13 protein-coding genes are annotated in these 12,454 nt (G+C 69.3%); all 13 read left to right on the top strand.

Annotated elements, in window-relative coordinates; genetic code table 11:
• The first annotated feature begins 1 nt into the window (after window position 1).
• The 13 genes from ACO2TI_RS11980 to ACO2TI_RS11920 all read left to right on the top strand — a co-directional run bounded on the left by ACO2TI_RS11980 (window position 2) and on the right by ACO2TI_RS11920 (window position 12,449).
• Complete coding sequence (locus ACO2TI_RS11980) at window positions 2-454, top strand: Lrp/AsnC family transcriptional regulator (RefSeq protein WP_423284590.1); 453 nt, start codon at window positions 2-4, stop codon at window positions 452-454.
• Window positions 455-517: 63 nt separating this feature from the next.
• Complete coding sequence (locus ACO2TI_RS11975; RefSeq protein WP_423284588.1) at window positions 518-1,543, top strand: AAA family ATPase; 1,026 nt, start codon at window positions 518-520, stop codon at window positions 1,541-1,543.
• Complete coding sequence (locus ACO2TI_RS11970) at window positions 1,540-2,421, top strand: DUF58 domain-containing protein (protein ID WP_423284586.1); 882 nt, start codon at window positions 1,540-1,542, stop codon at window positions 2,419-2,421. Before ACO2TI_RS11975 ends, ACO2TI_RS11970 begins: the two co-directional genes overlap by 4 nt.
• Window positions 2,422-2,425: 4 nt before the next feature.
• Window positions 2,426-3,385: a hypothetical protein gene (locus ACO2TI_RS11965; RefSeq protein ID WP_423284585.1), complete on the top strand. Its 960-nt coding sequence runs from the start codon at window positions 2,426-2,428 to the stop codon at window positions 3,383-3,385.
• Window positions 3,386-3,390: 5 nt separating this feature from the next.
• On the top strand, window positions 3,391-4,467 hold the full coding sequence (locus tag ACO2TI_RS11960; RefSeq protein WP_423284584.1) for a vWA domain-containing protein: 1,077 nt from the start codon (window positions 3,391-3,393) through the stop codon (window positions 4,465-4,467).
• Window positions 4,458-5,099, top strand: a complete 642-nt coding sequence (locus ACO2TI_RS11955; RefSeq protein ID WP_423284582.1) for a hypothetical protein — start codon at window positions 4,458-4,460, stop codon at window positions 5,097-5,099. The genes ACO2TI_RS11960 and ACO2TI_RS11955 overlap by 10 nt, the downstream gene beginning before the upstream one ends.
• Complete coding sequence (locus ACO2TI_RS11950; protein WP_423284580.1) at window positions 5,096-6,211, top strand: vWA domain-containing protein; 1,116 nt, start codon at window positions 5,096-5,098, stop codon at window positions 6,209-6,211. Before ACO2TI_RS11955 ends, ACO2TI_RS11950 begins: the two co-directional genes overlap by 4 nt.
• 266 nt (window positions 6,212-6,477) lie before the next feature.
• Window positions 6,478-7,776 (top strand): isocitrate lyase, encoded by a 1,299-nt coding sequence (gene aceA / locus ACO2TI_RS11945; RefSeq protein WP_423284579.1) that lies wholly within the window; start codon window positions 6,478-6,480, stop codon window positions 7,774-7,776.
• Window positions 7,777-7,998: 222 nt separating this feature from the next.
• The gene (thrS, locus tag ACO2TI_RS11940) at window positions 7,999-9,918 is read left to right on the top strand and encodes a threonine--tRNA ligase (protein ID WP_423284576.1); all 1,920 of its coding nucleotides are present in this window, start codon (window positions 7,999-8,001) and stop codon (window positions 9,916-9,918) included.
• A gap of 86 nt (window positions 9,919-10,004) precedes the next feature.
• Window positions 10,005-10,553 carry a translation initiation factor IF-3 gene (gene infC, locus ACO2TI_RS11935; RefSeq protein ID WP_423284747.1) on the top strand — a complete coding sequence of 183 codons (549 nt, stop codon included), beginning with the start codon at window positions 10,005-10,007 and terminating at the stop codon, window positions 10,551-10,553.
• A gap of 144 nt (window positions 10,554-10,697) precedes the next feature.
• Window positions 10,698-10,901, top strand: coding sequence for a 50S ribosomal protein L35 (gene rpmI, locus ACO2TI_RS11930; protein WP_423284575.1), 204 nt, complete (start codon window positions 10,698-10,700; stop codon window positions 10,899-10,901).
• A 32-nt stretch (window positions 10,902-10,933) separates the two neighbouring features.
• On the top strand, window positions 10,934-11,290 hold the full coding sequence (rplT, locus tag ACO2TI_RS11925; RefSeq protein ID WP_423284574.1) for a 50S ribosomal protein L20: 357 nt from the start codon (window positions 10,934-10,936) through the stop codon (window positions 11,288-11,290).
• A 109-nt stretch (window positions 11,291-11,399) separates the two neighbouring features.
• Window positions 11,400-12,449, top strand: a complete 1,050-nt coding sequence (locus ACO2TI_RS11920) for a phenylalanine--tRNA ligase subunit alpha (protein WP_423284572.1) — start codon at window positions 11,400-11,402, stop codon at window positions 12,447-12,449.
• Window positions 12,450-12,454: the final 5 nt, after the last annotated feature.

Raw genomic sequence — 12,454 nt, 5'->3', positions numbered from 1 at the left:
AATGGACGCGATCGACCGCTCGATCCTTCGCGAGTTGCAGGCCGACGGACGCCTGTCCAACCTGGAGCTCTCGCAGCGCGTTCATCTGTCGCCCTCGGCGTGCCTCAGGCGCGTCAAGGCGTTGGAGGACGAGGGCATCATCGACCGCTACGTCGCCCTGGTCAGCCAGAAGGCGATCGGCCAGCCCGGCACCAGCTACACCATCGTCAACCTCGAGCGCCTGACCACGCCGGCGATCGAGGCTTTCGAGCGCGCGGTGCTCGACATCCCGTCCATCCTCGACTGCTTCTACGTCGCGGGCACCAACGACTACCTGATCCGCTTCACGTACCGGGACGCCGAGGATCTGGAGCGCTTCCATACCCACGTTCTGATGCGGCTGCCGGGGGTGCTGCGCTCGAACTCGATGCTGGTGCTTCGCACCGTCAAGCGCACGACGGCACTCGAGGTCTGACGGGGCTTGCCGCATGCCGCGCTTGCGGCCATGCTTGCCGCCAGTGCAGGCATCGGAGCGCGCATGGATCGAGGAATCGACGGGCTGCTGGCGAGCTGGCGGCCGAGGGCGCTGGCGATCGAGGAGGCGGTCGGCCGCGCGATGGTCGGCCAGGCGCGCGCAATCCGGCTGATCACGATCGCCACCTTCGCGCGCGGCCACGTGCTGCTGCAAGGCGACGTGGGGGTCGGCAAGACCACGCTGCTGCGCGCGTTCGCGCAGGTGCTGGGCGGGCGGTTCGGACGCATCGAGGGCACGGTCGACCTGATGCCGGGCGATCTGCTGTACCACACCTACATCACCGCCGAGGGCCGCCCGGCGGTCGAGCCCGGGCCCCTCACGCGCGAGGGCGAGGACCTCTCGATCTTCTTCTTCAACGAGATCAACCGCGCGCGCCCGCAGGTGCATGCGCTGCTGTTGCGCGTGATGGCCGAAAAGAGCGTCAGCGCCTTCAACCGCGAATGGCGCTTTCCGCATCTGCAGGTGTTCGCCGACCGCAACCGCGTCGAGCGCGAGGAGACCTTCGAGATCGCCTCGGCCGCGCGCGACCGCTTCATGATGGAGATCGCGATCGACCCGCCGGCCGACGACGCGGCGCGCCGCGCGCTGGTGTTCGACACGCGCTTCCACGATGTCGACCGCCTGGTCGGATCGCTCCCCGAGGCGCTGGTGCCGGTCGAGCAGCTCGGCGACATCGCCGAAGCGATCCAGCAGGGCGTGCAGGCCTCGACGGCGCTGCAGGACTACGTGCTGCGGCTGTGGCACGCGACGGTGTTGCCGCAGGACTTCGGCATCGACCTCGGCGACGTCGACACCGCCTCGGTGATCCTGGCCGGCGCAAGCCCGCGCGGGATGAGCTACCTGCTGCGCGCGGCACGCGTGGCGGCATGGCTGGCCGGGCGCGACCATGTCGTGCCGGAGGACGTGAGGGCGGTGTTCTCCGAGGTGATCTCGCACCGCCTGTGCTTCCAACCGGTGCACGAGCTGCGACGCGACGAGCTCGCACCGGCGCTGATGCACGGCATCCTGGCGCACGTTCCCGCACCATGACGGCCCTGCAGGAGTTCCACTACCGCACGCTGCGCCCGGCGGCCGGCCATTTCCCGGGCGCCCATCGCAGCAGCCGCGGCGAGACCGGCTTCGAATTCCGCGGCCATCTGCCACTTCAAGACGCGCCCGATGCGCGCCGCATCGACCTGCGCGCCAGCCTGCGCGATCCGCACGAGCAGTGGCTGGTGCGCGTGCATTCGCAGCGCATGACGGTGCCGGTCTACCTGATCGCCGACCTGTCCGCGTCGATGGCCTTCGAGGGCGCGCGCCGCAAGCTCGACGTGCTGGGCGACTTCGCACGGGCGCTGGCGTACTCGGCCGCGCGCCACGGCGACGCCTTCGGCTTTGTCGGCTGCGACCGCGGCATCCGCGAAGACCTGCTCCTGCCGCTGACGCGCGCACGCGGCGCCGGTCTCGACCTCGGCGACCGCCTGCGCCGGCTGGCCGACCGCGGCGGCCTCGACGCGGCCCGTGCGCACGGCGCGCAAGGCCTGGCGCTCGCTCACCGCCATCTGCGCCGCACGCGCGCGCTGGTGTTCCTCGCCTCCGACTTCCATTTCGGCGCGGCCCTGCTCGAGCGCGTGCTCGACTCGCTGGCGATGCACGAGGTGGTGCCGGTGGTGATCCGCGACGAGGCCGAGTACGCGCTGCCCGACGGCGGCGCCCTCGGCCACGCACTGGCCTGGGCGCGCGACCCGGAGACCGGAGAGCGCCGCCTGCTGTGGTCGCGACCGGCGCTGCGCGCGCGCTGGGCCGACCTGCAGGCGCGCTCGCGCGCGCACTTGCAGGCGCAGCTGCGTGAGCATCGGCTGCGGCCGCTGTTCCTCGAACAGGGCTTTCGCGCCGAGGCGGTCACGGCGTATTTCGTCTCGGGTTGAAGCGATGCGAAGCGCCGTGTTCAGCAAGGCCGCACGACGCCTGGCATGCCTCGCGGCGCTGGCCGTGCCGGCCGTGACCCTTGCGCTGGCCGAGCCGCTGCAGCTCGACCACCGCGTCGAGGACGAGCGCGCGTTTGGCTGGCGCGTCGGCGATGTCGTCGAGCGCGTCGTGCGCCTGCAAGTGCCGCCCGGCCTGCGCCTGGACGACGCGTCGCTGCCGGCCGCGGGCCGGCCCGGCGGTGCGATCGAGCTGCTGCGCATCGATCGCGAGGGTGAGCCGGGCGCGCGCGAACAGCGCCTGCGGCTTCGCTACCAGGTGTTCCTGGCACCCACGGCGCCGCGCGTGCTGGAGCTGCCGCCGATCGAGCTCAGCTTCGTCGGCGGCGCACGGGCACAGACGCTGCGCGTCGACGCCTGGCCGCTGGTGGTTGCGCCGATCACGCAGGATGAGCCATCGCCGCGCACCGGCCTGGGCCTGCTGCGCCCGGACCACGAGGCGCCGCCGATCGACATGCGCGCCGAGCGCGTCACGCTCGCGGTCTGCGCGAGCGCCGCGGCCGTGCTGCTCGGCTGGCTGCTGCTGTGGCCGCTGGGCAGCGCCTGGTGGCTGGCGCATCGGCGCCCGTTCGCGCGCGCCGAGCGGCGCCTGCGGCGCATGCTGCCGCGCGAGGGCGCGACGCCGGCACAGATCGAGGCTGCCTGCCGCGCGCTCCACGAGGCCTTCGACACGCAGGCGCGGCGCGTGCTGATGGCCTCCGACGTCGCGGCGCATGCGCGCAGCGTGCGCTGGATGGCGCCGCTGTCCGACGAGATCGCGCGCTTCTACAGCGCCTCGCGCACGCAGTTCTTCGCGCCCGACGGCGCTGCGCGCGCGCGCATCGACGCGACGACGCTGCGAGCCTTCGCCGCGCGGCTGCGTGAGGCCGAACGCGGCGGCGCGTCGCGCCCCGAGGCCATGGCCTGACGGCAATGGGCACGCCCTTCACCCTCGGGTTCGACCAGCCGCTGGCCCTGCTGGCCTTGCCGCTGGCGCTGCTGCCGCTGACGCAGCTGCTGGCCACGCCGTTGCGCGCCGGCAGCCTGCACGGCTGGCCGCTCGATCCGGCCTCGGGCGCGCTCGAGTGCGCGCTGCGCATGCTGGGCATGGTCGCGATCGGCGCGCTGGTGATCGCCCTGGCGGGGCCGTTTCGCCCCGAGCACGAGGTCGAGCGGCACGGGCAGGGCGCCGAGGTCGTGCTGCTGCTCGACCGCAGCCGCAGCATGGACCAGGCCTTCATCAACGCGGGGCTGCGAGGCACCTCGGGCGGCACCTACCACCCCCACTACCGACCCTCCAGCGAGCTCGAAGCCATCGCCGGGCGCGAGGGCCAGCGCGCGGGGCAGACCAAGGGCCAGGCCGCGCGCCGCGTACTGGCCGACTTTGCCGCGCAGCGCAGCACCGACCGCTTCGGCATGGTGGTGTTCAGCACGCTGCCGATCCGCGTGCTCGACTTCACCCAGAAGCCCGAGGCGATCCAGGCCGCCATTGCCGCCGGCGAAGTCGGGCGCGGGCTGTCGGAGACCGACATCGGCCTCGCGCTGCAGGAGGGCCTGCGCTTCTTCGAGGACCGCGCCTACACCGGCTCGCGCATCCTGCTGCTGGTCTCCGACGGCGGCGACCACCTCGACCCCGACCTGCGCGATCGCCTTGCGCAGCAGATGCGGCGGCTGCGCGTCTCGCTGTACTGGATCTACATCCGCTCGCTGCGCAGCCCCGGGCTGCTGGCCGACCGCGACACCCCGCCCGACCAGGCCGACACGGTGCCGGAGTACTTTCTGCATCGCTACTTCCAGGGCCTGGGCGTGCCGTACCGTGCCTACGAGGCCGAGAACCCGCAAGCGCTGCAGCGTGCGGTCGACGACCTGAACCGGCTCGAGAACCTGCCGATCACCTATCCCGACACGGTGCCGCGCCGCCAGCTCGACGGCCCGTGCCTCGCGGTCGCGCTGGCGGCCTTGCTGCTGCTCGGCGCGGCACGGTTGCTGGAGGTCGAGCGATGGCGCTGAGCCGCCTTGCCGCCAGCGCACCGCCGCGCCGCGCCAGTCTGCTGGTGCGGCGCACGCGCTGGATCGTCGCGCTGCTGGTCGTCACCGCGCTGGCGGCCGGCGCTGCCTGGCAGCGGCTGGAGGCCAAGCGCGCGATGAACGAGCGCATCGTCGCTGGCCGCGTGCTGGAAGTGATCGCGCCCGCGCCGGGCGCGTCGGCGGCGTCGCAGCCCGCGTCGGCCGACTGGCTGAACGACGGCCGACCGCCGCAATGGCGCTTCGCGCAGGCTTCGCTTCTGGCCAAGTCCGGCCGCGACGAGGCCGCGCTCGCGCGCTGGCGCAGCCTCTACGACGACCCGGAGCTCGGCGCCGCGGCGCGCTACAACAGCGCCAACCTGCTGATGCGCCAGGCCATCGCGCTGCGCGAGTCGACGCAGCCGGGCCAGGCGATTGCGCTGATCGAGCTGGCCAAGGAGACCTATCGCTCGGTGCTGCGCCAGCGGCCGGACGACTGGGACGCGCGCTACAACCTCGAACGCGCGCAGCGCCTGCAGCCGGACCCGGAGCCCGCCGACACCGCGCCCTCGGAGCCGCCGCAGGACGCCGAACGCGCGGCGACGACGATGCGCGGCGTCTCGCAGGGCCTGCCATGAACCAGCGGCAACGTCTTCGCGCGTGGCGCGGCACGCTGGCCGGCGTGGCGCGGCGCCATGCCTCGCGTCTGGCGCTGGCCGCGGCCGCTGCGCTGGTGGCGCTGGCGTGGTGGAACCCGTCGGTGCCCGGCAGCCGGCGGCAGATCGAGCTGCTGCTGGTGTTCGACATCACGCAAAGCATGGCGGTGGCCGACCAATGGAGCGGCGGCGAGACCGGCCAGCCGGGCGCCGTCTCGCGCCTGGCCAAGGCGCGCCAGCTCGTGCAGGCGGTGCTGCCCGAGCTGCCGTGCGGCTCGCGCGTTGGCGTCGGCGTGTTCACCGAGTACCGCAGCTTCCTGCTGCTCGCGCCGGTCGAGGTCTGCGACAACTACCGCGAGCTGAAGAGCCTCGTCACGCACGTCGACCACCGCATGGCGTGGAGCGGCAACAGCGAGGTCGCGAAGGGCTTGTACAGCGGCCTCAAGGTCGCCGCGGCGCTGCCGGGCCGCCCGGCGCTGGTGTTCATCACCGACGGCCACGAGGCGCCGCCCGTCAGCCCGCGCTACCGGCCGAGCTTCGACGGCGAGCCGGGCGCGGTGGCCGGGCTGATCGTCGGCGTCGGCGGCGATGCGCTGATGCCGATCCCCAAGCTCGACCCGAGCGGGCACCAGGTCGGCCAGTGGGACGCGCAGGAAGTGCTGCAGGTCGATCCGCGCAGCCTCGGGCGCGGCGGCAGCGTCGCAGGCGAGCAGATGATTGACGAGCCCGGCGCCGCGCCGGTCGCGCCGCTGCCAGGCGCGACGCCGGGCATGGAGCAGCTGTCGTCGCTGCGCGAGGGCTACCTGCGGCTGCTGGCGACCGAGACACGGCTGCGCTACCTGCGACTCGCCGAGGCGCCGGGCCTGCAGGCCGCGCTCGTCGATCCGGCGCTGGCGCACACGCAGCCGGCGCGGCTCGCGCTGCGCGCCCCGCTGACCGCGCTGGCGCTGCTGCTGGTGTGCGGGCTCTATGCGCGCGCGCCGCTGCGCACGGCCGCCCAGCGCATGGAAGAGGCCTGGCGCAGCCATCCGGCCTCGTCGCGGCGCATGCGGCTGGCGCTGGCCGCGCGCGCCTGGCTGGCGCAGCGGCGCTGAGACGCAAGCTTCGTCGGCGCGATTTCATGACTCAACAAAGACATGCCGCAATATGAAACCTTCGCGTGCTGCATTGCGTCAAGTTTTCCCATTGCGAAAGACGGCATTTCTTATTGAGAAACGTAAGCGCTAAGTTGTTGATTTAAAACAAAACAACTTTCAGTCTTCTATAAGACATAAGTCTTTCCGATCGGCAGGCACGCCGCTAATCTTGAGCCCAGGTTTTTCGCTTTCGATCCACCCGCTCACACACCAGGAGTCCTGCCATGAGCCAACCGACCCGCGAACAGCAAGCCGCCGCCCTCGAGAAGGACTGGGCCGAGAACCCGCGCTGGAAAGGCATCAAGCGCGGCTACAGCGCCGCCGACGTCGTCCGCCTGCGCGGCTCGGTCGCCATCGAGCACACGCTCGCCAAGCGCGGCGCCGAGAAGCTGTGGAACCTGGTCAACACCGAGCCCTTCGTCAACGCGCTGGGGGCGCTGACCGGCAACCAGGCGATGCAGCAGGTCAAGGCGGGCCTCAAGGCGATTTACCTGTCCGGCTGGCAGGTCGCCGGCGACGCCAACAGCAACGGCGAGATGTATCCGGACCAGTCGCTGTACTCGGTGGACTCGGTGCCCAAGGTCGTCAAGAAGATCAACGCGACCTTCCAGCGCGCCGACCAGATCCAGTGGTCGGAGGGCAAGAACGACATCGACTTCTTCGCGCCGATCGTGGCCGACGCGGAAGCCGGCTTCGGCGGCGTGCTCAACGCCTTCGAGCTCATGAAGGCCATGATCGAGGCGGGCGCGGCCGGCGTGCACTTCGAGGACCAGCTGGCCTCGGTGAAGAAGTGCGGCCACATGGGCGGCAAGGTGCTGGTGCCCACGCGTGACGCGGTCTCCAAGCTGGTCGCCGCGCGCCTCGCGGCCGACGTGATGGGCACGCCGACCGTCCTGGTCGCACGCACCGACGCCGAGGCGGCCGACCTGGTCACCAGCGACGTCGACGACAACGACAAGCCGTTCTGCACGGGCGAGCGCACCGTCGAAGGCTTCTACCGCACCAAGCCGGGCCTCGAGCAGGCCGTCTCGCGCGGCCTGGCCTATGCGCCGTACGCCGACATGATCTGGTGCGAGACCGGCAAGCCGGACCTGGCCTACGCGAAGAAGTTCGCCGAGGCGATCCACGCCAAGTTCCCGGGCAAGCTGCTGTCGTACAACTGCTCGCCGTCGTTCAACTGGAAGAAGAACCTCGACGACGCGACGATCGCCAAGTTCCAGCGCGAGCTCGGCGCGATGGGCTACAAGTTCCAGTTCATCACGCTGGCCGGCTTCCACAGCCTGAACTACTCGATGTTCAACCTGGCGCACGGCTACGCCCGCAACCAGATGAGCGCCTTCGTCGAGCTGCAGGAAGCCGAGTTCGCCGCCGCGGAGAAGGGCTTCACCGCGGTGAAGCACCAGCGCGAGGTCGGCACCGGCTACTTCGACGCCGTGACCACGACGATCGAGAAGGAAGCCTCGACCGCGGCGCTCAAGGGCTCCACGGAAGACGAACAGTTCTTCGACGCCAAGCATGGCTGACCTCGAGGGCAAGGCCCGGCTGGTAACATCCGGGCCTTCGATCGAGCAACGAACCAAGAGCGAGAAAGGCAGCACGGGTTATGACACCGCGAACTTCGACCCCCTTCAGTGAGGTTCGACGCCCCGCGGTCTGATCACGCCCGAACGCCCAGACGTTCGCACTCGATCCCTCAAAGCGCGGCTCACCCCCGCGCTTTTTTGTTTTCCACGAAGAGGTCTTCCATGGTTTCGATCACGCTTCCCGACGGTTCCCGGCGCGAGTTCCCCGGCCCGGTGACCGTCGCCGAGGTAGCCGCCTCGATCGGCGCCGGCCTCGCCAAGGCCGCGCTCGGCGGGCGCATCGGCGCGGGCGAGGGCGCGCGGCTCGTCGACACGAGCTATCGCATCGAGTCCGACACGCCGCTGGCCATCGTGACCGACAAGGATCCCGCCGGCCTGGAGATGATCCGCCACTCGACGGCGCACCTGCTGGCCTACGCGGTCAAGGAGCTGTTTCCCGAGGCGCAGGTGACGATCGGTCCGGTGATCGAAGACGGCTTCTACTACGACTTCTCCTACAAGCGTCCCTTCACGCCCGAGGACCTGGCGGCCATCGAGGCCAAGATGTCCGAGCTGGCGAAGAAGGATGAGAAGGTCGAACGCCGCGTGCTGCCGCGCGACGAGGCCGTGGCCTACTTCAAGGGTTTGGGCGAGCACTACAAGGCCGAGATCATCGCCAGCATCCCGGCCAACGAGGACGTCTCGCTGTACCGCGAAGGCGCCTTCGAGGACCTGTGCCGCGGCCCGCACGTGCCGAGCACGGGCAAGCTCAAGCATTTCAAGCTGATGAAGGTGGCCGGCGCCTACTGGCGCGGCGACCACCGCAACGAGATGCTCCAGCGCGTCTACGGCACCGCCTGGGCGACGAAGGAGGAGCTGCAGCAATACCTCGTGCGCCTGGAAGAAGCCGAGAAGCGCGACCACCGCAAGCTTGGCCGCGAGCTCGATCTCTTCCACATGGACGAGCACGCGCCCGGCCTGGTGTTCTGGCACCCCAAGGGCTGGACGGTCTGGCAGCAGGTCGAGCAGTACATGCGCGCCGTCTACCGCGACAACGGCTACCAGGAGGTCAAGGGACCGCAGATCCTGGACAAGTCGCTGTGGGAGAAGACCGGCCACTGGGACAAGTACCGGGAGAACATGTTCACGACCGAGAGCGAGAAGCGCGACTACGCCCTCAAGCCGATGAACTGCCCGGGCCACATCCTCATCTACAAGCAGGGCATCAAGAGCTACCGCGACCTGCCGCTGCGCTACGGCGAGTTCGGCCAGTGCCACCGCAACGAGCCCACGGGCGGCCTGCACGGCATCATGCGCGTGCGCGGCTTCACGCAAGACGACGGCCACATCTTCTGCACCGAGGACATGATCCTCGACGAGTGCGTGGCCTACACGGCGCTGCTGCAGAAGGTCTACAAGGACTTCGGCTTCACCGACATCATCTACAAGGTCGCCACGCGCCCGGCCGCGCGCATCGGCTCGGACGAGGTCTGGGACAAGGCCGAGCACGCGCTGATGGAAAGCCTGCGCCGCTCCGGTTGCGAGTTCCAGATCTCGCCGGGCGACGGCGCCTTCTACGGCCCCAAGATCGAGTACACGCTCAAGGACGCGATCGGCCGACAGTGGCAGTGCGGCACGATGCAGGTCGACTTCTCGCTTCCCGGGCGGCTCGATGCCGAGTACGTCGCCGAGGACGGCTCCCGGCACGCACCGGTGATGCTGCACCGCGCCATCGTGGGCAGTCTGGAGCGATTCATCGGCATCCTGATCGAGCAGCATGCCGGCGCCTTGCCGGCGTGGCTGGCGCCGACGCAGGTGGTGGTCATGAGCATCACCGACGCGCAGGCCGATACCGTTACTCAGATCGCGAAAACGCTTCAAAAACAAGGAGTTAGAGCGAGCGCCGATTTGCGGAACGAGAAAATCACGTATAAAATCCGCGAGCATTCGTTGCAAAAGGTCCCGTACCTCCTGGTCGTTGGCGACAAGGAGAAGGCGTCCGGGGCCGTTGCGGTGCGCGCCCGGGGCAACCAGGACCTCGGTGCGATGCCCCTGGAAGCCTTCATCCAAAGGATCACCGGTGACATCGCCAGCAAGGCGTGACGTGGAGTCTTTTCCCCGTCGCGCCTTGGTCGTCCCAGGCGCGTGAAGATGAGTATTGAGCCTCACGGCTCGGAAGGAAACCGACCATCGCTAACTTCTTTGAACGTCGCATTCGCAATGACGAGCGCAAGCATCGGCTGAACCGCGAGATCATGGCTCCGGAGGTGCGCCTCAACGGGCCGGACAACGAGCCGCTGGGCATCGTGTCGATCCAGGAAGCATTGCGCCTCGCCGGCGAGGCGGACGTCGATCTCGTCGAGATCTCGGCCACCGCGAACCCGCCGGTCTGCCGCCTGATGGACTACGGCAAGTTCAAGTACCAGGAGCAGAAGCGCGCGGCAGAGGCCAAGGCCAAGCAGCACGTCATCGAGATCAAGGAAGTCAAGTTCCGCCCCGGCACCGACGAAGGTGACTACCAGATCAAGCTGCGCAACCTGCGCCGCTTCCTGGAAGAGGGCGACAAGGGCAAGGTCACGTTGCGCTTCCGCGGCCGCGAGATCACGCACCAGGAGTTGGGCATGCGCCTCCTGGAACGCGTGCGGGACGACCTGACCGAGGTGTCGGTCGTCGAGAACATGCCCAAGCTCGAAGGGCGCCAGATGATCATGGTGCTGGCCCCGAAGAAGAAGAAGTGATTCAGCGCCGCGAGCCGCAAGGCTCGTGGCGGACAAGATGCCCGGGCGGCGGTTGGTCGCCGCCGCCCGGAGCCAGTGCCCGGCAGGCCCCCAAGTCCGCGAACGGTTCGCGGCGCCTGCGGGAACGACGAAGAAGGAGCAGTCATGCCCAAGATGAAGACCAAGAAGAGCGCGGCCAAGCGGTTCCGCGTTCGTCCGGGTGGCACCGTCAAGCGCGGTCAGGCGTTCAAGCGTCACATCCTCACGAAGAAGACCACCAAGAACAAGCGCCATCTGCGTGGCTCGGCCAACGTGCACGAGACCAACATGGGCCACATGGCCCAGATGCTGCCGTTCGCCGGCCTGTAAGCCGGGGTCCCCACTCGTAGAAGGAGCAAGACATGCCTCGCGTCAAACGTGGTGTCACCGCCCGCGCCCGCCACAAGAAGATCCTGGCCCTCGCCAAGGGCTTCCGCGGCCGCCGCAAGAACGTCTATCGCATCGCCAAGCAGGCGGTGATGAAGGCGGGTCAATATGCCTACCGTGACCGCCGTGCCAAGAAGCGCGTGTTCCGCCGTCTGTGGATCGCCCGCATCAACGCCGCGTCGCGCAGCTTCGGCGTCACCTACAGCCGCTTCATGGCGGGCCTGAAGAAGGCCCAGATCGAGATCGACCGCAAGGTTCTCGCCGACATGGCCGTGAACGACATCGCTGCCTTTAGCAGCATCGTCGACAAGGTGAAGGCCCAGCTCGCCTGATTTCGGTTCATCCCGATTCCCGGTGCCGTCCGCGACGGCGGCCCCGGCCTCATGCGAGAAGGCCTGCACCGAGTGCAGGCCTTTTTTTGTTTCCCCGCTTGATCCCCCAATGAACGACACCGTCTCCTCGCTCGCCACGCTGGTCGCCGATGCCGCCGCCGCGTTCGACGCCGCGCCGACGCCGGCCGAACTCGAGAACGCCAAGGCCCGCTTTCTCGGCAAGAGCGGTCGCCTGACCGAGCTGCTCAAGGGCCTGGCGGCGCTTGCGCCCGAGGAGAAGAAGGCACAAGGCGCGCGCATCAACGAGGCCAAGCAGCAGGTCGAGGCCGCGCTCAATGCGCGCCGACAAGCCCTGGCCGACGCCGAGCTCGCGCAGCAGCTGCGCGCCGAGGCGCTCGACGTCACGCTGCCCGGCCGCACGCCAGGGCAGGGCGGTCTGCACCCGGTCACGCGCGCGATGGAGCGCATCGAGCAGATCTTCGGCTCGATGGGCTTCGACGTCGCCGACGGCCCGGAGATCGAGGCCGACTGGTTCAACTTCACCGCGTTGAACACGCCGCAGGACCATCCCGCGCGTTCGATGCACGACACCTTCTACGTCGAAGGCGGCTACGTGCTGCGCACCCACACCAGCCCGATGCAGATCCGCTACGCGGTCCAGCACGTCAAGCGCCACAAGCACCTGCTCGACGCCGGCCTGCCGATGCCCGAGATCCGCGTGATCGCGCCGGGCCGCACCTACCGGGTCGACAGTGACGCGACCCACTCGCCGATGTTCCACCAGGTCGAGGGCCTGTGGGTCGGCGAGAACATCAGCTTCAAGGACCTGAAGGCGGTCTACGTCGATTTCATCCAGGCCTTCTTCGAGACCAAGGACCTCGAGATCCGCTTCCGGCCGAGCTACTTCCCGTTCACCGAGCCGAGCGCCGAGATCGACATGAAGTTCGCCACCGGCCCGCTGGCCGGGCGCTGGCTCGAGGTCTCCGGCTCCGGCCAGGTGCACCCGCAGGTGATCCGCAACATGGGGCTCGATCCCGAGCGCTACATCGGCTTCGCGTTCGGCTCGGGCATCGACCGGCTCGCGATGCTGCGCTACGGCGTCAATGACTTGCGCCTGTTCTTCGACGGCGACCTGCGCTTCCTGCGCCAGTTCGCCTGACGCGC

The sequence above is a fragment of the Caldimonas sp. KR1-144 genome (assembly GCF_049446155.1).
Classification (GTDB): Bacteria; Pseudomonadota; Gammaproteobacteria; order Burkholderiales; family Burkholderiaceae_C; genus Rivibacter.
This window is presented reverse-complemented; position numbering and strand designations above follow the sequence as displayed.

Bases quoted from the DNA above. Each gene is read 5' to 3' on its own strand.
- ACO2TI_RS11975 (WP_423284588.1), top strand. From the start codon at position 518: ATGGATCGAGGAATCGACGGGCTGCTGGCGAGCTGGCGGCCGAGGGCG.
- rplT (WP_423284574.1), top strand. From the start codon at position 10,934: ATGCCTCGCGTCAAACGTGGTGTCACCGCCCGCGCCCGCCACAAGAAG.
- ACO2TI_RS11980 (WP_423284590.1), top strand. From the start codon at position 2: ATGGACGCGATCGACCGCTCGATCCTTCGCGAGTTGCAGGCCGACGGA.
- ACO2TI_RS11920 (WP_423284572.1), top strand. From the start codon at position 11,400: ATGAACGACACCGTCTCCTCGCTCGCCACGCTGGTCGCCGATGCCGCC.
- aceA (WP_423284579.1), top strand. From the start codon at position 6,478: ATGAGCCAACCGACCCGCGAACAGCAAGCCGCCGCCCTCGAGAAGGAC.
- ACO2TI_RS11955 (WP_423284582.1), top strand. From the start codon at position 4,458: ATGGCGCTGAGCCGCCTTGCCGCCAGCGCACCGCCGCGCCGCGCCAGT.
- ACO2TI_RS11965 (WP_423284585.1), top strand. From the start codon at position 2,426: ATGCGAAGCGCCGTGTTCAGCAAGGCCGCACGACGCCTGGCATGCCTC.
- ACO2TI_RS11960 (WP_423284584.1), top strand. From the start codon at position 3,391: ATGGGCACGCCCTTCACCCTCGGGTTCGACCAGCCGCTGGCCCTGCTG.
- thrS (WP_423284576.1), top strand. From the start codon at position 7,999: ATGGTTTCGATCACGCTTCCCGACGGTTCCCGGCGCGAGTTCCCCGGC.
- rpmI (WP_423284575.1), top strand. From the start codon at position 10,698: ATGCCCAAGATGAAGACCAAGAAGAGCGCGGCCAAGCGGTTCCGCGTT.
- ACO2TI_RS11970 (WP_423284586.1), top strand. From the start codon at position 1,540: ATGACGGCCCTGCAGGAGTTCCACTACCGCACGCTGCGCCCGGCGGCC.
- ACO2TI_RS11950 (WP_423284580.1), top strand. From the start codon at position 5,096: ATGAACCAGCGGCAACGTCTTCGCGCGTGGCGCGGCACGCTGGCCGGC.